Origin of the sequence: Vibrio sp. Vb2880 (assembly GCF_033337975.1) — a bacterium.
GTDB classification, from domain to species: Bacteria; Pseudomonadota; Gammaproteobacteria; order Enterobacterales; family Vibrionaceae; genus Vibrio; species Vibrio alginolyticus.
This window is the reverse complement of the sequence record NZ_JAWORT010000023.1, coordinates 17,947-37,648: the sequence shown is the minus strand read 5'-3', so window position 1 is coordinate 37,648 and position 19,702 is coordinate 17,947. Positions and strand designations below refer to the sequence as shown.

Annotated in this window: 20 protein-coding genes; 12 read left to right on the top strand and 8 right to left on the bottom strand. The window is 44.6% G+C overall.

Translation table 11 applies throughout. The features are described 5' to 3' along the window. The first annotated feature begins 12 nt into the window (after nt 1-12). From R7M92_RS20145 to R7M92_RS20135, 3 genes are all read left to right on the top strand, one after another. The gene (locus R7M92_RS20145) at nt 13-327 is read left to right on the top strand and encodes a cytochrome c (protein WP_318134099.1); all 315 of its coding nucleotides are present in this window, start codon (nt 13-15) and stop codon (nt 325-327) included. Between the two features lie 188 nt (nt 328-515). Next, nucleotides 516-854, top strand: coding sequence for a nitrogen regulatory protein P-II (gene glnB, locus R7M92_RS20140; RefSeq protein ID WP_005380372.1), 339 nt, complete (start codon nt 516-518; stop codon nt 852-854). Nucleotides 855-994: 140 nt separating this feature from the next. Then, complete coding sequence (locus R7M92_RS20135; protein WP_213898531.1) at nt 995-1,840, top strand: endonuclease/exonuclease/phosphatase family protein; 846 nt, start codon at nt 995-997, stop codon at nt 1,838-1,840. Between the two features lies 1 nt (nt 1,841). On the opposite strand, the gene R7M92_RS20130 is transcribed toward R7M92_RS20135, so the two are convergent. From R7M92_RS20130 to gloB, 3 genes are all read right to left on the bottom strand, one after another. Then, nucleotides 1,842-2,528 (bottom strand): YIP1 family protein, encoded by a 687-nt coding sequence (locus R7M92_RS20130; RefSeq protein ID WP_005380375.1) that lies wholly within the window; start codon nt 2,526-2,528, stop codon nt 1,842-1,844. After that, complete coding sequence (locus R7M92_RS20125) at nt 2,525-4,108, bottom strand: LysM peptidoglycan-binding domain-containing protein (RefSeq protein ID WP_017820746.1); 1,584 nt, start codon at nt 4,106-4,108, stop codon at nt 2,525-2,527. The genes R7M92_RS20130 and R7M92_RS20125 overlap by 4 nt, the downstream gene beginning before the upstream one ends. Nucleotides 4,109-4,362: 254 nt before the next feature. Continuing rightward, the gene (gene gloB / locus R7M92_RS20120) at nt 4,363-5,121 is read right to left on the bottom strand and encodes a hydroxyacylglutathione hydrolase (protein WP_017636045.1); all 759 of its coding nucleotides are present in this window, start codon (nt 5,119-5,121) and stop codon (nt 4,363-4,365) included. Nucleotides 5,122-5,158: 37 nt separating this feature from the next. On the opposite strand from gloB, the gene R7M92_RS20115 reads away from it, so the two are divergent. Further along, on the top strand, nt 5,159-5,905 hold the full coding sequence (locus R7M92_RS20115; RefSeq protein ID WP_017636046.1) for a class I SAM-dependent methyltransferase: 747 nt from the start codon (nt 5,159-5,161) through the stop codon (nt 5,903-5,905). On the opposite strand, the gene rnhA is transcribed toward R7M92_RS20115, so the two are convergent. Beyond that, nucleotides 5,902-6,366: a ribonuclease HI gene (rnhA, locus tag R7M92_RS20110; RefSeq protein ID WP_005380384.1), complete on the bottom strand. Its 465-nt coding sequence runs from the start codon at nt 6,364-6,366 to the stop codon at nt 5,902-5,904. The genes R7M92_RS20115 and rnhA overlap by 4 nt on opposite strands. Nucleotides 6,367-6,425: 59 nt before the next feature. Here rnhA and dnaQ point away from each other — a divergent pair, with 59 nt between their 5' ends. The 5 genes from dnaQ (at nt 6,426) to R7M92_RS20085 (ending at nt 10,241) form a co-directional block, all read left to right on the top strand. Beyond that, the gene (gene dnaQ / locus R7M92_RS20105) at nt 6,426-7,148 is read left to right on the top strand and encodes a DNA polymerase III subunit epsilon (RefSeq protein ID WP_005380385.1); all 723 of its coding nucleotides are present in this window, start codon (nt 6,426-6,428) and stop codon (nt 7,146-7,148) included. Nucleotides 7,149-7,156: 8 nt separating this feature from the next. Beyond that, nucleotides 7,157-8,407 carry a TIGR03503 family protein gene (locus R7M92_RS20100; RefSeq protein ID WP_318134097.1) on the top strand — a complete coding sequence of 417 codons (1,251 nt, stop codon included), beginning with the start codon at nt 7,157-7,159 and terminating at the stop codon, nt 8,405-8,407. 224 nt (nt 8,408-8,631) lie between these two features. Then, the gene (locus R7M92_RS20095) at nt 8,632-9,162 is read left to right on the top strand and encodes a hypothetical protein (RefSeq protein ID WP_130545969.1); all 531 of its coding nucleotides are present in this window, start codon (nt 8,632-8,634) and stop codon (nt 9,160-9,162) included. A gap of 191 nt (nt 9,163-9,353) precedes the next feature. After that, nucleotides 9,354-9,746 (top strand): DUF1353 domain-containing protein, encoded by a 393-nt coding sequence (locus tag R7M92_RS20090; RefSeq protein WP_017633769.1) that lies wholly within the window; start codon nt 9,354-9,356, stop codon nt 9,744-9,746. A gap of 84 nt (nt 9,747-9,830) precedes the next feature. After that, nucleotides 9,831-10,241 carry a GNAT family N-acetyltransferase gene (locus R7M92_RS20085; protein WP_017633770.1) on the top strand — a complete coding sequence of 137 codons (411 nt, stop codon included), beginning with the start codon at nt 9,831-9,833 and terminating at the stop codon, nt 10,239-10,241. Between the two features lie 73 nt (nt 10,242-10,314). Here the strand turns inward: R7M92_RS20085 and R7M92_RS20080 are convergent, their stop codons facing one another. Both R7M92_RS20080 and fadE read right to left on the bottom strand, forming a co-directional pair. After that, complete coding sequence (locus R7M92_RS20080) at nt 10,315-12,090, bottom strand: SulP family inorganic anion transporter (protein ID WP_005380390.1); 1,776 nt, start codon at nt 12,088-12,090, stop codon at nt 10,315-10,317. Nucleotides 12,091-12,292: 202 nt separating this feature from the next. Continuing rightward, nucleotides 12,293-14,737 carry an acyl-CoA dehydrogenase FadE gene (gene fadE / locus R7M92_RS20075; protein WP_054574853.1) on the bottom strand — a complete coding sequence of 815 codons (2,445 nt, stop codon included), beginning with the start codon at nt 14,735-14,737 and terminating at the stop codon, nt 12,293-12,295. Nucleotides 14,738-15,113: 376 nt separating this feature from the next. On the opposite strand from fadE, the gene lpcA reads away from it, so the two are divergent. Both lpcA and R7M92_RS20065 read left to right on the top strand, forming a co-directional pair. Continuing rightward, entirely contained in the window at nt 15,114-15,689 is a 576-nt protein-coding gene (gene lpcA, locus R7M92_RS20070) for a D-sedoheptulose 7-phosphate isomerase (protein ID WP_005380392.1), read from the top strand. 50 nt (nt 15,690-15,739) lie between these two features. Continuing rightward, complete coding sequence (locus tag R7M92_RS20065) at nt 15,740-16,585, top strand: class II glutamine amidotransferase (protein ID WP_005380394.1); 846 nt, start codon at nt 15,740-15,742, stop codon at nt 16,583-16,585. A 389-nt stretch (nt 16,586-16,974) separates the two neighbouring features. On the opposite strand, the gene purN is transcribed toward R7M92_RS20065, so the two are convergent. Beyond that, nucleotides 16,975-17,631, bottom strand: coding sequence for a phosphoribosylglycinamide formyltransferase (purN, locus tag R7M92_RS20060; RefSeq protein ID WP_005394347.1), 657 nt, complete (start codon nt 17,629-17,631; stop codon nt 16,975-16,977). A 151-nt stretch (nt 17,632-17,782) separates the two neighbouring features. Continuing rightward, on the bottom strand, nt 17,783-18,823 hold the full coding sequence (gene purM, locus R7M92_RS20055) for a phosphoribosylformylglycinamidine cyclo-ligase (RefSeq protein WP_005389861.1): 1,041 nt from the start codon (nt 18,821-18,823) through the stop codon (nt 17,783-17,785). A 179-nt stretch (nt 18,824-19,002) separates the two neighbouring features. On the opposite strand from purM, the gene upp reads away from it, so the two are divergent. After that, the gene (gene upp, locus R7M92_RS20050) at nt 19,003-19,629 is read left to right on the top strand and encodes a uracil phosphoribosyltransferase (protein ID WP_005380401.1); all 627 of its coding nucleotides are present in this window, start codon (nt 19,003-19,005) and stop codon (nt 19,627-19,629) included. Nucleotides 19,630-19,702 lie beyond the last annotated feature (73 nt).

Sequence of the window (19,702 nt, the reverse complement as noted above, 5' to 3'; positions counted from 1 at the left end):
TTAGGTGAAGCAATGAAGAAAACAATCATGGGCGCAATGGTGGCGCTAACCATGTTCAGTGGGCAAGCTCTAGCTGCGGGAGATGCTGCAGCAGGTCAAGCAAAGTCGGGAGTATGCGCGGCGTGTCATGGCGCTGATGGTATTGCTGTCATTCCGGGTTACCCAAATCTGAAAGGGCAAAATGAGCAATATATTATCAGTTCAATTAAAGCTTATAAAAATAAAGAGCGAACAGGTGGACTTGCTGCTGTGATGCAAGCTCAAGCTTCATTGTTGTCTGATGAAGACATCGCTAACGTAGCGGCTTACTACGCAAGTTTGAAGTAAACGTGAGCCTGAAGTAAAGCTTGGACGATTGGGCATTGAGCAGTCCTCATTGGGTTTTATCAACTCACGATATTCGCTATGTTAATTTGCTCAGCCTGGATTTTCGCTGGTGGAGCAGAGACAAACATTGAATGTTGCGAAACGCTAAACGATAATAAGCGCAATCGATTGAAGCTTAAGGGATGAACATGAAAAAAATTGAAGCGATTATCAAGCCATTTAAACTGGATGATGTTCGAGAAGCGCTAGCTGAAGTTGGCATTACAGGGATGACTGTCTCTGAAGTGAAAGGTTTTGGTCGCCAAAAAGGTCACACAGAGCTTTACCGTGGTGCAGAGTATATGGTGGACTTTCTACCTAAAGTGAAGCTCGAAATCGTTGTAACGGAAGATGTGGCTGATAAATGCGTAGAGACAATCATTGAAACCGCGCAAACTGGTAAGATTGGTGATGGTAAAATATTCGTCACTGATATTGAGCGTGTGGTTCGTATTCGTACTGGTGAAGAAGACGAAGACGCGATCTAAGGTTTCTTGTCACCTGTTTCGTATTTATTATGCTAAAAGGGAGCCAAGTGGCTCCTTTTTTGTTGTTTGCTTATTAGTGAAATCATTTAACCCGAGATTGGTTGTTCTAGATTTCGGGTGCCTACATTCAGGTTTGTCGTATGTTTAAGCGTTTTTTTCTGGCGTTAGCTTTTCTTATTATGGCGGTATTGGTCGGCTTCCAAGTTATTTTCACCGTACCAGATCAGCCGCAAATCATTACTCAAACAGGCTCAGAGTTGACGCAGGATATTAGGTGTATCGAATTTAGCGGCTCAAAAGCTTTGGATCAGGGCGGTGAAATCAATGTACTTGTCTGGAATATCTACAAACAGAACCGAACGAATTGGCAAAGTGCACTCAATGAATTCTCTGCTGATAAGCAGCTGCTGTTATTGCAAGAAGCCAGCATGACACCATCATTTAAACAGTGGTTGGTGGATGGTCGCTGGGTTAGTAATCAAGTGAGTGCTTTTAAGGCGCTGGGTAGCGGTGCCGGTGTAATTAGTATTGCTCAAGGGCAACCAGAAAAAGCCTGCGCTTACACCTCTAAAGAGCCGTGGCTTCGCTTACCTAAGTCTGCATTATATAGCCAGTATCACTTGAGTAATGGCGAGAAACTCGCAGTGGTGAATGTACATGCGATTAACTTCACCGTAGGTACAAAAGAGTATGTATCGCAGTTAACGGCGCTTGAAATGCTTTTAAAGCATCATGTGGGGCCAATTCTATTTGCTGGAGACTTCAATAGCTGGAGTGAATCTCGCGTTAATGCGATGAGGCAGGCCTTAAAGGCTGCGGACTTACAAGAGGTGACGTTCTTGCCGGATCATCGAGTCCAATTTATAACAGGGTTACCACTGGACCATGTGTTTTACCGAGGTCTGACGCTTAAGTACGCAAAAGCGCCGCAGAGCGACGCTTCCGATCATAACCCATTGTTATTGTCATTTACGTTAAATAACTAGCTTAGGTTACCACAATATAAAGCGCCCAAATAACGTAGAAGAATACCCATGGCAGGCTTGCTATCACCAAAGCTTGGCCACGTTCAAACTCCGTCCACGTCAGTACAACGCCGTAGCCGAGCACAATGTACCAAGGCAGAAGCAAAGGTAACGAGCTAGCGAAATGAGACCATTCGTTAGTAAGAGGCAGCTTTAATAGACCATTGAGGCTATTTAAATCGGCAGCGTAAGTCATTACCTGACCATGCTTGAGTAGCAAGCTCGCGTAGCTTGCTACATCGCCCAATACTGCTGGGAATAAGATAGCACACGATGCGGCAAACCATTTCCAGTAACCGTATTGTTGTTTGCTTGCCTTTGTTGCAAGAAAGAACCAAAGCGCGAGCAATAGTAAGGTGGCAAAGCGGTTGAATACATCATTGATGATCGCGCTTGCCATTAGCGTGTTTGGTTCTAATAGCTCAATCTGCTTCGGGTCGATTTGCTGAAATTGCGCAGCAAGTTGGTCACTGAGCCACGTGAAATCGACATTCGAAAAGTAAGCACCCCAGAATAAAAACGGACTAAGCATCAGGAAGATGAACGGTTGCCATCCCCATCCACCGCGTTGATAAAGCGCAAGAAAACAAGATGTTGGAGAACGAAAAATGTCCAACAGCATCACAAGTGGATTGCTTGATGGGTTCATACACTTACCTTCGTTACGTCAACGTACAACTTAAGCTTTTGACCTGGTTGTAAGTATTTTTTCTTGTGTAGCGAGTTCCATTTCACGATGTCGTTCGTTTTTACTTTGAACTTGCTTGCAATGCCGCTAATAGTGTCGCCAGAGCGAACGTTGTAGAAAACGGTACGGATCACAGAGCCTTTGTCTGAGTCCTTCCAAATCACTAGCTTTTGACCCACACGCAATGGATCTTTAGGGCCCATACCATTCCATTTAGCTAACGATTTATACGACACTTTATTGTTACGTGCGATTGACCACAAACTTTCTCCAGACTGAACGACATGGGTGAGCTTGAGTTGACCACGAGCACGAGATTGAGTCTTGTTTAATCGGTTTTGTGCCGTTAATGCATATTTTGCATCGTCTTTTGTTGATGTCGGAATCAATAGGTATTGACCAATACGAATGTTGTTATTCGATAGGCCGTTGGCACGTCGAATGACTTTCGTGGTTGTGCCGTATTTATTAGCTAGCACGCTTAAAGAGTCACCAGATTTCACCTTGTAGCGAGCGACCTTCATCCCTTTACCGCGATTTTTCTCCACCTTGGTGAGAAAAGTCTCTTTTTTCTCTACGGGAATCAAAAGTTGGTGCGGCCCCTCAGGCGCTGTCGACCACTGGTTGTATGCTGGGTTGTAACTCTGCAACTCTTTTACGCTAATGCCAGCATAATCTGCGGCAATAGCCAGATCTAACTGCTCTTCTGGATCAACAAGCGTTAGAACAGGCTTGTTTGGAATTGCAGGAATATTAAGTCCGTACTTGTCTTGGTTTGCGATAACGTCAGCCAAGGCCAATAGCTTAGGAACGTAACTACTGGTCTCTTTTGGTAAGTCTAATGAGAAGAAATCGATAGGTTTACCGAGCTTTTTATTCTTACGAATTGCGCTAGAAACACGGCCACCACCGCTGTTATAAGCGGCGATTGCATGTTCCCAGTTACCATCAAAACGCTCGTTTAGTTGTACTAGGTAGTCCAGCGCTGCATCCGTTGCTGCTGCCACATCTCTGCGACCGTCATACCAGTAGTTTTGCTCTAGTCCCATCATTTTTCCGGTGCCAGGGACAAATTGCCACAACCCAGCCGCGCTACCATGTGAGTAGGCAAAGGCATCGAATGAACTTTCCACTACAGGAAGTAAAGCAAGCTCCATTGGAAGTCCGCGCTCTTCGATACGTTTTGTGATCATGTATAGAAAAGGAGTCGCACGCTTAGATACCGTGTAAAGGTGATTTGGGTGCTTTAAATACCACGTACGGTAGTAGTCCACTTTCTTGTGGTTTGGGATATCCATGTCCAGCTGCATGGCGATACGTTGCCACACATCTTCTTGTTCTTGGGGGGAGAGAACTTTAGGCGCGTCGTTAGCGGATTTTTTTGCTAGTGACGATTTATTGCCCGGTTGAGCTTTTACTGCATTTTGCTTTGCAGTCTGCTCAGATTTATTGGTTTCTGGTGTAGAAGACGTTGAATCTGACTGAGTCAATTGACAGCCAGATAATAACAACGCCAACGCCCAAGTATACTTCAAACGCATGGATTCAGCCTATTTAGGGCCTGTTTATCTTCACCTGCCTGTCGCGCAACGTAATGTGCGTGGCAGTCGCAAGATAATAGACATCTTTTAAACACTAACTAATTTATAGAGGCAAAGAGCTTCTAATTATGCAATGGGGAGAAATTCAAATAGATTTATATCAACCCCAAACGTAAGAGAAGCGCCAGTGGCGCTTCTCGAAAAATCAGTCCCTGATAATACTGGGGTCTTGCAAACTTACAAGCAGAAAATGGTTAAAATTCGTTCTTCCACTCGCGTAAAGCAGTAAAAACTGAGCATGGATCGCTATTTTTAATGCGACTAGCAACAGATTGAACCACGTCAGGGTTAGAGGTTCGCAAGAACGGATTAATCCACTTTTCTTTGCGTATTGTTGTTGGAAGTGTCGGAATGTTGAGTGCTCGCAGTCGGTTTACATCGTCGCGATATTGGCGAAGTTGCTCATTGTCAGGTTCAACCGCTAGAGCAAACGCCACGTTACTCGCCGTGTATTCATGCGCGCAGAAGACTTGAGTTTCTTCTGGTAGAGACGTTAGTTTGCTCAGTGATTCAAACATTTGCTCAGGCGTACCTTCAAAAATACGACCGCAGCCAGCAGAAAAGAGCACATCACCGCAAAACAGTTTTCCGTCCCCAACGTAACCGATATGGCCCAAAGTATGGCCGGGTAACCCAAGTACTAAGAAAATCTCACCAAACAACTCCAGCTTGTCGCCTTCTTCCATTGGTGTCGTTAGGGTTGGAATTGGCTCTGATTTTGGGCCCACAACGGCGACGTCAGGAAATGCACGCACTAAGTCTGGAACGCCACCAATGTGATCGTTGTGGTGGTGCGTAATTAAAATCGCTTCTAAAGTTAATTCGTTAGCCTGCAGAAATTCTAATACTGGCTTCGCATCGCCCGGATCAACGACTGCGCAGCGCTTATCGCTATTTTGTATCAGCCAGATGTAATTATCATTAAATGCGGGTATGCTTTTGATCTCTAACACGATTCGTTCTCCGTCACCCATTTTAGTCAGGTGGTTAATGAAACCAGCACTCAGCAACAAAACTATACCACACCCGTCGACTTGGTCAGCAATGAACAACGGTCCGTGGGTGCTTGAGTCAATCCAGACCCGACTTGATGAATGGTGCCCGAAACTCTTCGGCTACCATATGCTCAAACTGGGCGGGTTGAGCTGTGAGCTAACCAGCTGTAATTGTAACATTCAACACCAAGTCAACGTAGATATCCAGAACCCGTTGCATAATGTGATTGCAGATGGTTACGAATTACCCTTTTTGGAAAAAAGCTTTGATGTTGTGATACTCGCTCATCAGCTCGACTATGCAAGCGATCCACACCGTTTGTTGCGTGAAGTCGATAGAGTGATGATGGATGATGGCTATGTAATTATTACTGGATTCAACCCATTAAGCTTGACTGGATTAGCGAGTTTGCTTCCATGGCGTAAACATAATTTGCCTTGGAGTGGACGAATGTTTACGTCGAACCGCATCAAAGATTGGTTAGGGTTACTTAATTATCAAGTGATTCATTGTGATCGTTATGCGCTGTTTCCGATGAAACGTTACCGTACGATGTGGACATGGTTGGAAAATAGTCTTGGTGATTGGGCATCACCCGCTGGGAGTTTGTATTACATAGTCGCGCGGAAACGGACATACCCTCTCAAGCCTATCAAACCGCATTGGCGCTTGAAGAAAAAGCTCACACCACTTGGGGTGATGAATCGAGAGGGTAACACTATGAGGAAAGAATCTCGCTAAGAGGGTTGGTAACCTGTATCTTCCTCAGTTGGGTTTTCTGCAGCAGTACGGGCTAGCTCATCACACATTTCGTTCTCACGATGGCCTGCGTGGCCTTTTACCCAATGCCATTCAACTTGATGGCGTGCGGTTTCTTTGTCTAGAGCTTGCCATAAATCGGCATTCTTCACGGGTTTTTTATCCGCTGTTTTCCAACCACGCTTCTTCCAGTTATGGATCCACTGAGTAATACCTTGGCGCACATATTGGCTGTCAGTCGTTAAAGTGACTTTACAAGGTTGTTTTAACGTCTGTAGCGCGACGACAGCTGCCAACATTTCCATGCGGTTGTTGGTAGTTAACGTATAGCCTTTGGAAAGTGTCTTTTCTACGTCTTTGTAACGCAATACTATGCCGTAACCACCTGGTCCTGGGTTACCTAAACAAGAACCGTCAGTGAAAATCTCAACGTGTTTGGTCATATTTTTTGGTACTATTAGCCGAAACATTTAATAAAGCATAGTCTGACATACATAACCTTATGAATACCAGCAGCAATTCTGAATATAACCGCATTGTCGTTCTCGATACCGAAACCACAGGTATGAACCGCGAGGGTGGTCCTCACTACATGGGACACCGCATTATTGAAATCGGTGCCGTGGAGATCATCAACCGTAAGCTGACTGGTCGTCACTTCCACGTTTATTTAAAACCCGATCGTGAAATCCAACCAGAAGCGGTTGAAGTTCACGGTATTACGGATGAATTCTTGGTTGATAAACCGGAATACGCGAGCGTGCACCAAGAGTTTCTTGAGTTTATTAAAGGCGCAGAACTTGTTGCCCACAACGCGCCCTTCGATACCGGCTTTATGGATTACGAGTTTGGCATGCTCGATCCTAACATCGGCAAAACGGACGACTACTGCAAGGTGACCGACACCCTTGCTATGGCGAAGAAAATCTTCCCTGGTAAGCGAAACAACCTTGATATCTTATGTGAACGTTACGGTATTGATAACTCGCACCGTACTCTCCACGGAGCTTTGCTCGATGCGGAGATTCTAGCCGACGTTTACCTCTTTATGACGGGTGGTCAAACGAGTCTAGAATTTAACGCGAATAAACAAGAGGGTGGAGTAGAAACCATTCGTCGTATTGAAGGAAGAAAAGCGCTAAAGGTTTTGCGCGCAAGTGCCGATGAACTAGAAGCTCACCAAAAAAGATTAGAGTTGGTGAACGACTGTATTTGGCATCAATAGGAGAAGCTATGTTGAGGGCTTTGTTGGTCGCGTTTTTAGCGATATGGAGTAGTCTCTCGAGTGCTGCGAGTGAATCTACAATGTCTTTGTTAGACAATCGCTTTCGAGTTGATCCAACCATCGAGCAGATCACGTTTTTGGTTTATCGTGAGCAAAGTTCTCAGCCAGTTGTTTTAGTCCGTCCTGACGGTAAAAAATACTATGCCTGGGGCTCTTACGACAATGTACGTTGGTATCAAGAAGCCTCACTCGATATAGTTTCCGTTGATAGCCCGATGCCAGGTCCATGGCAGGCTGTGGGGAAAGTTACGCCTAAAAATAACATCCGCTTAATTTCTCACCTAAAGCTCAGTACGGATCTGTTCCCAAACCGATTATATAATGGGGAAGCGCTTAAGTTTACAGCTCGCCTGACCTCCGACGGCAAACCTCTTGTATTGCGCGACTTCCTTGATCGCGTGAATCTGCGCGTGACATTTACCAAGTTTGTCGAAAATGAAGATGAGCTGATCAAAGAAGCACGTCCAGTGCCGATGGTTGTGGGTGAGTTTTCTGATGACGGCCGAGGCTTGGATGAAAAAGCAGGGGATGGTGTGTTTACGGTTCAGCTCCCAATAGACGTTGAGCCTGGTAAGTACCGCGCGCGCATCACGTCTGGCAATGGCGTATTCTTACGAGCGCAAGAACAAGTCATCTTGGTTTATCCGAACCCAATCTCTCGTACTTTTATTCAGGCTCGTAATCCCGATAAGCCACACCAATTAGTGGTGAGTGGCGAGCAAGGTATGATTGCACCAGGCTCTATTGCAGTCACAGTGAAAAAGGACGCTCCCGATGGTTTCATTAGTTACCGCCAAGGACAGGTCTCTAAAGATGGAATGAGAGTTACGTTGAACCTCAATAACGATGCTGAGCTTGGTAAGTACGCATGGCGCGGCGAGATCTTTGCCACTGATTTTGCAACCCAGCGTCCGTTGGTGTTTCCTATTCCAGAGCAAACCTTCAGTGTTGTTGATGAAGTTGATCTAGAAGCTGCTCGAATTGCAAAAGAAGCTGAATTAGCCGAGCAGCGCCGTATTGAAATGGAAAAGCAAATTATCGCTGAGCGGGAGGCTGAGCGTAAGCGCAGCATGATTATTATCGCGGTGGGTAACGTGATAATGCTGCTGATTGTGATCATTGCATGGATAGTCTGGCGCAAAATTAAAGCGAAGCGCGATGCCATGCCAGAGATGCAATTAGAAGTACCAAAGAAATAGTAGTAACACACACATAAAGCGAGAAACGGAGCCAATCGGCTCCGTTTTTTTTCAAGTTACCAAATTGGAAGAAGAAAAATGGATAAATTATGAATATTTAAGTTTACTGTACTCAAATATATGTTTGGGATTTTATATAAATAATATATCATTTTTACTTTCTAAATTGGTTGCATTTTTAATGTGACTAACTTTCAAAATAATCAATTAAAGATAAAGAAATAATGAATAAAATTTTAGCTTTTTTTTGTGCAGTGATAATTGTAGGTTGCTCTTCTATTGATAATGGTATTAATAATCCAGGTGCGGGAAGTAATAATTTAAAATCACTTGATACCTTCACTTTTGATCCCTTAAGTAAAATCCAAAAAGTAGAAATACCAACTTATTATGATGGCTTGTTTGATACAGCAAGACCCTATTTAGATGAAAAGTACCCTTACACTTATGTCAGTAAACCTCAAGCATACATAATTGATGACGAGATTATTTCTTTTGCTCCCTGGTTTCCTGTCGAAGGAAGGTTTACGGTTTTTCCAACCGCTCACTATATAGTTATAACTCAAGAAACCGAGAGTGGCTTAGTCTCCGCACGATTTAATCATGAACAAGTAATTAAGCTGTTAAGTGAAGAGTATAAAATTACTGAGCATACAAGTCCGTTTTTTCATTATGTTCTAGAGGTTTCTCCAAGTGAACAAGCCAATTTTGTAGAAGATATCCATAAAAAATTGAGTAGACTTCCTTCAGAATAAGGATTGCTGGTTGAATTTTGATCAATAAAGTCAGGGGTTCTGGCTTTATTGATTGCATGGAGTTCTATTTATATTGATTTGGGCTTTGTAATAGGTAGTACGCCATAATAACAAGAGCCGATCTTGTAGGGTTTCTGGATAAATATTCAGCTGTGCGTGATAAATAAGAATAAGTAAACGCGAGGTCTCTGATGAAATACAAAAAGCGTCAGAAGTATAAATACACTCTCCATTCTGAAGAAAAGATTGAGACTCACATTTCAGTGAGTAACGCGTATGACAGCCCTTTTCTTAGTTTGTCCAAACAAGGCGTGTTAACGATTAAAAAGGGCTATGCATGGGATGGAGCGAGTGGGCCAGCGTTAGACACAAAAAACATTATGAAAGCTTCTTTAGTGCATGATGCTCTTTACCAACTCATGAGGGAAGAGGTGTTGCCACAAAGTGCTCGAAAGCATGCGGATACGTTGTTGAGAGAAACATGTTTAGAAAAAGGAATGTCTAGCTTCAGAGCAACTTATATCTATTATGGCGTCAGAGTTGTCGGTGGCTTCTTTTCTAGACCTGATACTTTGTGTGCTTAATGGGAACATCTTTCCAACGTTTAACTGTTTATTCATACAGTTTAGTTATGTAAGCTCCAAGGTGATACAAAGGAGTAGTACATAATGACAATAAGATATGAAGAGCATGTGCCAAGCCCGAAAGAATACTGTGATATGCGTGTCAAAGCCGGGCTATCACCCAAATCGTTGAAAGCTGCTGAAATTGGTCTACCCAATTCGTTATATGGCGTATCTGTTCGGGATGAAGGAAAGCTCATTGCAATGGGTCGGGTTGTTGGTGACGGGGCGTGTAACTTCGAAATTGTCGACGTTGCCGTTGATTCTGATTATCAAGGCAACGGTTTAGGTAGAAAAGTCATGGAATACATCGACGGTTATCTTTCTTCTGTTGCACTTGAAGGCTCTTACGTTTCTATGATTGCTGATGAACCGGTCTTTTACGAAAAGCTTGGTTATAGGCTGGTGGCTCCTAAAAGCCAAGGGATGACAAAAAAGTTTAAGCCAAAGGCGTAACACGTATTCAGCTGTGAAGATAAGCACTAGAAAACAGGAGTTTAATTTCCTGTTTTCTATATTAAATTTGTATTTAAGCCACTTCTGGAATTGGTTTGGGTGGCTGCTCTAAATCAGGCTCTTTTTGAACAGTAGGAATTTGTCCCTCACCCACAGCACTGATGTAACAGCCACTAAGTTTAATGGCAAGGTACATATCAGCTCGCAGTAAGATGCCTCCTTCACTGGTGCTGATACCAGTAAGCTCACACCATTGACGAAGACGTCGTTTCCTTCCTGCGAGGATTAAGCGTACGCCTCTCTTTTTCAAAGTATTGTGAATATCTGCCAGTGTTGCCATCACACTGAGATCCAAGTGAGTAAAGCTCGATACGGCGTCGATGACAACGCAACTTGCGTCTTTGTGATGCTCTGCCTGCTCTAACACTCTACGTTTAAAGTAAGGAGCATTGAAGTAAGTTAGCGGTGAGTTAAAGCGGTAAATCACCATTCCAGGAATAGGCGAAGCTTTTCCTGAGTCGTCGATGGTCCGAATGGTACCTTTTTCATCCAAGCCAAGTAGCTGATCACTCGGTCGCATGACAATCCGTAAAAATTGAAACAGCCCTAACAGTACCGCCAAAGTGATCCCCGGTATTACACCCACGATCAACACAGAAATAAAAGTAATGATGGCCAGATAAAATGCATCTTTGTCACGAGATTTTAATTTCCAAATTGCTTTAAGATCGAGCAGCGATAGGGACGCAATGATCAATACAACACCAAGTGAAGCGATAGGGATGAACTGTAAAGGCTCGTAAATAAATACCGCAATAATGGCAATGGTGATTGCGGCGACAATCGAAACTAATTGAGATTTACCGCCATTTGCATCATTGACGGCTGTGCGTGAGTCAGCGCCGCTTATCGCGAAACCTTGCGAAAACGCTGAGGCAATGTTGGCAAAACCCAACGCCTGAAACTCTTTATTAGCATCAATATCATAACCGTTTTTAGCAGCGAAACTGCGGGCGGTGAGCATCATGCTAACAAAACTGACAATCGCAAGGTTGAGCGCCGGGACCACTAGTTCACGGACTTCACCTAGCTCAAACTCCGGTGTTTGAAACTGAGGGAAGCCACCTTGAGTGAGTCCGACAACCGATACGCCCATCTCTTGTAAATGGAAAAACCAAACTGACGCAGTAGTTACGAGGATCGCCAGCATGGCAGCAGGCCAAGTTGGTCGGTAGCGTTTGGTGAGCAAATAAACGACAACTGTCACGATACTCAGAGTTACAGTAGGCCAATGAAGATCGGTTAATCGTTGTGGAGCTTCCCATAAACGTTCTAGTAAATAACGTTGCTCGTATTTCAAACCGACTACTTTCGCAAACTGACCAACGATAATTGTGAGAGCAACACCGTTGAGTAGACCCAAAAGAATCGGACGAGAAAGGAAATCTGCAAATACCCCTAGCTTGAAACGACTTGCCAGTACACACCAAATCCCCGTCATCGCTGTCATGGTCATAACCAACTGCCAATGTTTTGTGGGGTCACCTGCGGCAAGTGGTGTCACAACAGCAGCAATCACTGCACAGGTTGCTGCATCGGGTCCGACAATGAGTTGTCGAGATGTGCCCATCATGGCGTAAACCAACATTGGCAGTACACACGAATACAGACCGACAATTGCGGATACACCAGTTAATTGTGCGTAAGCTATGGCAACTGGCAGTGCAACCGCGACAACAGAAAAGGCGGCTCTAAAGTCGTTAACAAACCATTCTTTTTGATAATGCTTAAGCTGAACAAGCCCTGGGAACCACTGTGCGAGTAATATTTTAGCCAACGGATTTACCATATATGTGAGTGAGTTACTTAAAGTATACACCGCTTAGTTGGAACGTCTGTGAGTTAGTTATCACTGGAAATCGGGGAAAAGATTGGAGTGCGAGGATTTTATTGCGCAGGGGGGCTTTGTAGTGTGAGGTGTTATGAATCCGATTCTGGAAGCAATAAAAAACGGGAGCTGATACTCCCGTTTGTGGTCTCAGATTCTAGAGTTACGCGACACTATCCATCTGAGGGTATAGCGGCTTTGCGGCAAGCAGTTCCGGCTCAAAATCGTCAACGTTGATTGTATCTAGACGATGCTGTTCCGCTTCTCTGAGTAGATCGGCTTCTTCTTGCGTGATAAAGCCTTGCTCTAGCCCTTCCTGAGCAATCATATCCAAACGTAAGAATGGGCGACGCTTACCCTGCGCTTTACATACTTTGTCAAACACAGGCTCAGCTTGAAGAATGACTGATAGTGCAAGTTCAATCTTACCTGCTGCGTTGTGCTCGGTTGGTTCAAGGTATTGACCGCGACCAATGCGTGAGCGCGTTGCACTTGGCGTTTGTAGAATGCGCGCCACTTTACTGTCTAGTTTATCGCTTGGTGCTTTGCGTACGCGACCAAATGGCATGATTAATACGCGTAGCGCACGGCCAATTACTTTGTTCGGGAAGTTTGCTAAGAATTCATCTACTGCCACTTCAGTTTGCTTCAAGCTGTCTTGCAAGCCCCAATGTACTAATGGCAAATCTTCAACTGGACGGCCATCTTGCTCAAAACGTTTCAACGTCGCAGAGCTCAAATATAGCTGGCTTAGAATGTCACCAAGACGTGCTGATAGACGCTCTTTACGCTTCAAAGAGCCACCTAGCACTGCCATTGAGATATCCGATAGCAGAGCAAGGTTTGCACTGTAACGGTTCAATTGTTGGTAGTAACGCTTGGTTGCATCTTTGGTTGGTGATGAAGAGCCCAGACCGTCGCTCAAACCAAACCAGATACTGCGCACTAGGTTACTCATTGTAAAGCTCACGTGACCAGCAAGCGCTTTATCAAATTTCTCGACAGCATTACTTGCTTCAGAATACGCCGCGTTCATTTCTTCAAGAACGTACGGATGGCAACGGATTGCGCCTTGGCCAAAGATGATCATTGAGCGTGTTAGAATGTTAGCACCTTCAACCGTTACCGCGATTGGCGCACCTTGGTAACCACGAGCTAGGAAGTTAGAAGGTCCCATACAGATACCTTTACCGCCTACGATGTCCATTGCATCGATGATGCTTTGCTGGCCGCGGTGCGTACAGTGATACTTCACGATAGCTGAGATTACTGAAGGCTTTTCACCTAAGTCGATACCCGCAACGGTTAAGTTGCTTGCTGCATCCATCACGTAAGCATTACCACCCAAGCGTGCTAATGGTTCTTCAACCCCTTCCATATGGCCGATAGGCTGTTTGAACTGACGGCGAATACGTGAGTAAGCACCGGTTGCCATTGCCGCAGTTTTGATGCCACCTGTTGAGTTTGAAGGTAGCGTGATACCACGTCCAACCGACAGACACTCAACCAGCATACGCCAACCTTGGCCCGCCATTTTTTCGCCACCGATAATGAAATCGATAGGAACAAAGATGTCTTTACCGCGCGTTGGACCATTTTGGAATGGCACATTGAGTGGGAAGTGTCGGTTACCAATCTCAACACCTTTGACATCAGTTGGGATAAGCGCACAAGTGATGCCAAGATCTTCTTTGTCGCCTAGCAAACCTTCAGGGTCGCGAAGTTTAAATGCTAAGCCTAGTACGGTTGCGACTGGCGCTAGGGTGATGTAGCGCTTGTTCCAAGTCAGGCGCATACCCAGTACTTCTTTTCCTTCCCATTCGCCTTTACAGACCACACCGTAATCTGGAATAGATCCAGCGTCAGAACCCGCTTCTGGACTTGTTAGGGCGAAACAAGGGATTTCCTTACCTTCAGCTAGACGCGGTAAGTAATGATTTTTTTGATCTTCAGTACCGTAGTGTTGCAGTAGCTCACCTGGGCCCAAAGAGTTAGGAACACCAACGGTAGACGATAGAACGCCAGAAACACCCGTTAGTTTTTGTAGTACCAAAGATTGCGCGTATGCTGAGAACTCAAGACCACCGTACTTTTTCTTAATGATCATGGCGAAGAACTTATGATCTTTCAGGTATTGCCAAACTTCTGGCGGTAAGTCCGCGAGTTCATGGGTCACTTGGAAATCACTCACCATGGCGCACACTTCATTCACAGGGCCGTCTAAAAAGGCTTGTTCTTCCGCACTTAACTTAGGTGCTTGAATTGCGTGTAGCTTTTGCCACTCTGGTTTGCCTTTAAATAGTTCGGCTTCCCACCAGACGGTACCTGCGTCTAACGCTTCTTTTTCGGTTTGAGACATAGCTGGCAGCACTTTCTTGAAAAGCACTAACGCTTTGCGGCTAATTAAAGACTGACGTACGCCAGGAACCGCGAGCACAGCGGCGGCGAGAACGTAAATCGCCCAACCAATAACGCCGACAGTACCAGCTACTGTAAGAGCCAGCATGGCTGCGGTGAGTAAGCTAATAGATTTCACGAGAGACATGCGGTGGTAGAGCGTAATGCCTAGCACGATCGCCATCGTGATGATTGAGAGCAAGATGTCCATATATATTTTCCTTTTCAGACTTTATAAGTTTTGTACGTCTGCATGTTAGGTAAGAGGTCTAACCAGTTGGTTTAAGTGTAATCAAAATATTAAGGAAATGTAAAACATAAGATTGAATAAAAAGTGATCTAAGTAGAGTTAAAATTCTAAAGTTGAGATTTGAGTGATGGTTTCATGAGCAAGTTGACAAGTTTATTACCATCACTAATCTAAATCTGTTGGTTCACTATCGACACTAATTCTCGTTTGTGGGTAAACTCAGAGTAATCAAACCCGAGTTCCGGTTTATGAAATGTCCGATACCAAATTGGTATCAGAACAATTTGCTCAGTGAGTCAAGAGCTGACTGAAGCCGAAATAATAAAGAGAACGTCTTATGTACCATGATCTGATTAGAAGTGAATTAAACGAAGCTGCTGAAGTGCTCAACAAATTTTTAAGCGATGACCATAACATTGCGCAAATCGAAGCAGCGGCGAAAATGATTGCTGACTCATTCAAGCAAGATGGTAAAGTATTGTCGTGTGGTAACGGTGGTTCTCACTGTGATTCAATGCACTTTGCCGAAGAGCTAACAGGCCGTTACCGAGAAAATCGTCCTGGCTATGCTGGTATTGCTATTTCAGATCCAAGCCACCTTTCTTGTGTGAGTAATGACTTTGGTTATGACTTCGTGTTTTCACGTTATGTAGAAGCGGTTGGTCGAAAAGGTGACGTACTGTTTGGTCTGTCGACTTCAGGTAACTCAGGTAACATCCTGAAAGCGATTGAAGCAGCACAAGCGAAAGGCATGAAGACGATTGCGCTAACAGGTAAAGATGGCGGCAAAATGGCAGGCCTTGCAGATATTGAAATCCGCGTGCCACACTTTGGTTATGCAGACCGCATTCAGGAAATTCATATTAAGATTATTCATATCATCATTCAGTTGATCGAAAAAGAGATGGAATAATCGTTTACGGCCACCGTTTCGAGCTGTGTTGTTAGGGAGTTTTTTAAACCATGTGTGAATTGCTCGGTATGAGCGCTAATGTTCCAACGGATATTTGTTTCAGTTTTACTGGGCTCATGCAGCGTGGAGGTCGAACCGGCCCACACCGTGACGGATGGGGGATCACCTTCTACGAAGGGAAGGGCTTTCGAACCTTCAAAGATCCCAAGCCAAGTTGTGAGTCTAAAATTGCAGAGTTGGTACAAAATTATCCCATCAAAAGTCGTGCGGTCGTTAGTCATATCCGACAGGCGAATCGTGGTGGTGTTAATTTAGAAAATACTCATCCCTTTACACGTGAGCTGTGGGGTAGGTATTGGACGTTTGCGCATAACGGTCAGCTCTCTGGCTATCAAGACTTGCATACAGGTCGACATCGACCTGTCGGTGAAACAGATAGTGAACTGGCATTTTGCTGGTTATTGAAGCAAATGGAAGATCGATATCCTGAGCCACCAAAGGATATGGAGTCGGTATTCTTATATGTTGCTAAATGTTGTGATGAGCTAAGAGAGAAGGGTGTATTTAACATGCTTCTGAGTGATGGTGAGTATGTAATGACGTATTGCACCAATCATTTGTATTGGATCACAAGACGCGCACCGTTTGGAAAAGCCGCGTTGCTTGATGAAGATGTGGAAATTAACTTCCAAGAAGAAACAACGCCACACGATATCGTTTCTGTGATCGCAACTCAACCTTTGACGGGCAACGAAGCTTGGCAGCGTATGAAACCTGGCGAATACGGCTTGTTTCACCTAGGTGAACTAGTCAAAAATAATGCCTCTGAACTGGTAAATGTGCCGTTTGCGGCGGCTAAGCCGGGCAATCAAGCGCCAACCGAACCGTTAGAGTGATGGTCTCTTACTCTGAATATAAAAATAAAGCTCGCTTAATCGCGAGCTTTATTTTTATGCGTTTTAAACCGAGGGCGGATACGGATGAGCATTCTTACTTTCTAGAGTGCTGGTAGTAGAGTCCTAGTCTCGCTAAGGCTTGCTGTAAAGACGTAACTGATAGAAATTTCTCATAAAACACCTCGTCAGTCTGAACGGTGAAGAACGAACCAGATTCAGAATCTACTTTCCGAGTGTTATGTTACTCAAGTGGTTATGGGATTTTTTAGAATGTTGGGTTTTAGGTTTCTAGTCTCACCATGGTTTTCTTGAATCAAGTTTATAAGTATTAAAACAACCAAGAGCAGCCCTCAGGCTGCTCTTTTGTGCTTGGAGTTTATTATTCAGGGCTACTCATCTGAGGCGTACCCATGTACGCCAAGCTCTGCGCCATCTAAATAGGCTTTACCATCCTTCATGATCAACCGCTCGTCTACCAGCCACTTAGCCACCATAGGGTAGATTCGGTGCTCCTGCGCCTGAACACGTGCCGCAAGTACACTAGCATCATCGTCTTCGAACACAGGAACTTTTGCTTGCAGTATGACAGGGCCACCATCAAGCTCTTCCGTTACAAAGTGCACACTCGTACCATGTTCTTTATCGCCAGCATCAATTGCTCTCTGGTGTGTGTGTAGCCCAGGATATTTTGGTAGAAGAGAAGGGTGGATATTGATCATCTTACCCATGTAATGAGAAACAAATGCGCTGCTCAGAATGCGCATGTAACCAGCAAGAATAATCACGTCTGGTTGGTATTCATCTATTTGACTCATTAGCTCTGCATCAAAGCTTTCACGCGAGCTGAATGCTTTAGGGTCGACAAAGTGACCGTCCACATCAAACTTTTTTGCACGTTCTAAACCAAAAGCATCTGCTTTGTTAGAGAACACGGCTGCCACTCGTGCGTTTGGCATGCTGTCTTCGCAAGCTTCCAAGATAGCTTGCAGGTTACTTCCGTTACCCGAGATGAGGACCACAATGTTTTTTAGGGTATGGTTTTTCATGATGTCGAGAGCGCCTTGGTATTGTAGGTTGGAGTTATGTAGTTTCTAAACTACCTACTAATAGAATGGTTTTTAGTGTTCTAGATAGCAAAATGAGGACCTAGTCATCTAGTGTCCTCATTCTTCTTATCTTTTGAGCTCGATTTGCAAATTATTGGATTTCAACTTGCTCTTCGTTCGCGTCTGCTTGTGCGATTTGACCAATCACCCACGCGTTTTCGCCTTCTTCTTTAAGAAGAGCAACTGCTGCATCTGCCTGGTCTTTCGGTAGTGCGACGATTAGACCTACACCACAGTTGAATGTGCGGTACATTTCGTGTGTGTCGACGTTGCCTTTCTCTTGTAGCCACTTGAAGATAACTGGCCATTCCCAACTGTTACCATCGATAACTGCTTTCGTGCCTTCAGGCAGTACGCGTGGGATGTTTTCCCAGAAACCACCACCAGTGATATGAGAAATCGCATGGATGTCGTGTTTCTCAATCATCTTAAGTGCTGACTTGATGTAAATTTTTGTTGGTTCTAGTAGGTGCTCACCAATAGTGCGGCCTGCTAGCTCTTCGCTCTTATCTGCACCAGATACTTCTAGGATCTTACGGATAAGGGAGTAACCGTTTGAGTGTGGGCCGCTTGAACCAACAGCGATAAGTGCATCACCAGCAGCGACTTTCGTGCCGTCAATCACGTCTTCTTTTTCTACTACGCCAACACAGAAACCAGCTACGTCGTAGTCTTCGCCTTCATACATGCCAGGCATCTCCGCAGTTTCGCCACCAATTAGGGCACAACCTGCTTGAACACACCCTTCTGCGATACCTGAAACAACATCCGCTGCGGTATCAACGTCTAGTTTGCCTGTTGCGTAGTAATCTAGGAAAAACAGTGGCTCTGCGCCTTGCACGATAAGATCATTTACACACATTGCCACTAGGTCGATGCCAATCGTGTCGTGCTTGTTCATATCCAGTGCTAGGCGAAGTTTTGTGCCAACGCCATCAGTACCAGAAACCAGTACAGGTTGTTTGTATTTAGTTGGCAATTCGCATAGCGCGCCAAAACCACCGATACCACCCATAACTTCAGGGCGACGAGTACGTTTTACCGCACCCTTAATACGATCCACAAGCGCGTTGCCTGCATCAATATCTACACCAGCGTCTTTATAGCTAAGAGAAGAGTTGTTACCACTCACAGGGAAGTCCTCGGTATTAAGTTGGATATGAAAACGGCGCTATTCTAACAGTGCTTAAACATAGATAGCAAACGTTTGCGTCTGTTTTTTTCTTTAGTGATTTATCCTGATATCCCTGTGAAAATCATGTATAATCTGAAGGTTTGTTTAAATATTGCCAACTATAGCCGGAGATGGACATGAAAGTTGTTGAAGTAAAGCACCCTCTAGTAAAACATAAAATTGGTCTAATGAGAGAAGGTGACATCAGCACAAAACGTTTTCGTGAGTTAGCGACTGAGGTCGGTAGCCTACTTACTTACGAAGCAACGTCAGACTTTGAAACAGAAAAAGTGACCATTGATGGTTGGAACGGTCCGGTAGAAGTAGACCAGATTAAAGGTAAAAAAGTAACCGTAGTGCCAATCCTACGTGCAGGTCTAGGCATGATGGATGGAGTTCTTGAGCACATGCCAAGCGCACGTATCAGTGTTGTGGGTATTTACCGTGATGAAGAAACGCTTGAGCCAGTTCCTTACTTCAACAAGCTTGCTTCAAACATCGAGGAGCGTATTGCGCTTGTTGTTGACCCAATGCTTGCAACAGGTGGTTCTATGATTGCTACGATCGATCTCCTAAAAGAGAAAGGTTGTAACCAAATCAAAGTGCTGGTACTTGTTGCTGCACCAGAAGGTATTGAAGCGCTAGAAAAAGCACACCCAGATGTTGAGCTATACACTGCGGCAATCGATGAGAAGCTTAATGACAAAGGCTACATCGTTCCGGGTCTAGGCGATGCAGGTGATAAGATCTTCGGTACTAAGTAATTCTTTGATGTATTACTATGACTGAACAGAAAAAGGCTTGGTGAAAACCAAGCCTTTTTTGTATCTACAAGAG

What these genes read in the sequence shown, in the direction of transcription:
- R7M92_RS20145 (WP_318134099.1), top strand. Translation starts at nt 13, where the DNA reads ATGAAGAAAACAATCATGGGCGCAATGGTGGCGCTAACCATGTTCAGT.
- glnB (WP_005380372.1), top strand. Translation starts at nt 516, where the DNA reads ATGAAAAAAATTGAAGCGATTATCAAGCCATTTAAACTGGATGATGTT.
- R7M92_RS20135 (WP_213898531.1), top strand. Translation starts at nt 995, where the DNA reads ATGTTTAAGCGTTTTTTTCTGGCGTTAGCTTTTCTTATTATGGCGGTA.
- R7M92_RS20130 (WP_005380375.1), bottom strand. Translation starts at nt 2,528, where the DNA reads ATGAACCCATCAAGCAATCCACTTGTGATGCTGTTGGACATTTTTCGT.
- R7M92_RS20125 (WP_017820746.1), bottom strand. Translation starts at nt 4,108, where the DNA reads ATGCGTTTGAAGTATACTTGGGCGTTGGCGTTGTTATTATCTGGCTGT.
- R7M92_RS20115 (WP_017636046.1), top strand. Translation starts at nt 5,159, where the DNA reads ATGAAACCAGCACTCAGCAACAAAACTATACCACACCCGTCGACTTGG.
- rnhA (WP_005380384.1), bottom strand. Translation starts at nt 6,366, where the DNA reads ATGACCAAACACGTTGAGATTTTCACTGACGGTTCTTGTTTAGGTAAC.
- dnaQ (WP_005380385.1), top strand. Translation starts at nt 6,426, where the DNA reads ATGAATACCAGCAGCAATTCTGAATATAACCGCATTGTCGTTCTCGAT.
- R7M92_RS20100 (WP_318134097.1), top strand. Translation starts at nt 7,157, where the DNA reads ATGTTGAGGGCTTTGTTGGTCGCGTTTTTAGCGATATGGAGTAGTCTC.
- R7M92_RS20095 (WP_130545969.1), top strand. Translation starts at nt 8,632, where the DNA reads ATGAATAAAATTTTAGCTTTTTTTTGTGCAGTGATAATTGTAGGTTGC.
- R7M92_RS20090 (WP_017633769.1), top strand. Translation starts at nt 9,354, where the DNA reads ATGAAATACAAAAAGCGTCAGAAGTATAAATACACTCTCCATTCTGAA.
- R7M92_RS20085 (WP_017633770.1), top strand. Translation starts at nt 9,831, where the DNA reads ATGACAATAAGATATGAAGAGCATGTGCCAAGCCCGAAAGAATACTGT.
- R7M92_RS20080 (WP_005380390.1), bottom strand. Translation starts at nt 12,090, where the DNA reads ATGGTAAATCCGTTGGCTAAAATATTACTCGCACAGTGGTTCCCAGGG.
- fadE (WP_054574853.1), bottom strand. Translation starts at nt 14,737, where the DNA reads ATGGACATCTTGCTCTCAATCATCACGATGGCGATCGTGCTAGGCATT.
- lpcA (WP_005380392.1), top strand. Translation starts at nt 15,114, where the DNA reads ATGTACCATGATCTGATTAGAAGTGAATTAAACGAAGCTGCTGAAGTG.
- R7M92_RS20065 (WP_005380394.1), top strand. Translation starts at nt 15,740, where the DNA reads ATGTGTGAATTGCTCGGTATGAGCGCTAATGTTCCAACGGATATTTGT.
- purN (WP_005394347.1), bottom strand. Translation starts at nt 17,631, where the DNA reads ATGAAAAACCATACCCTAAAAAACATTGTGGTCCTCATCTCGGGTAAC.
- upp (WP_005380401.1), top strand. Translation starts at nt 19,003, where the DNA reads ATGAAAGTTGTTGAAGTAAAGCACCCTCTAGTAAAACATAAAATTGGT.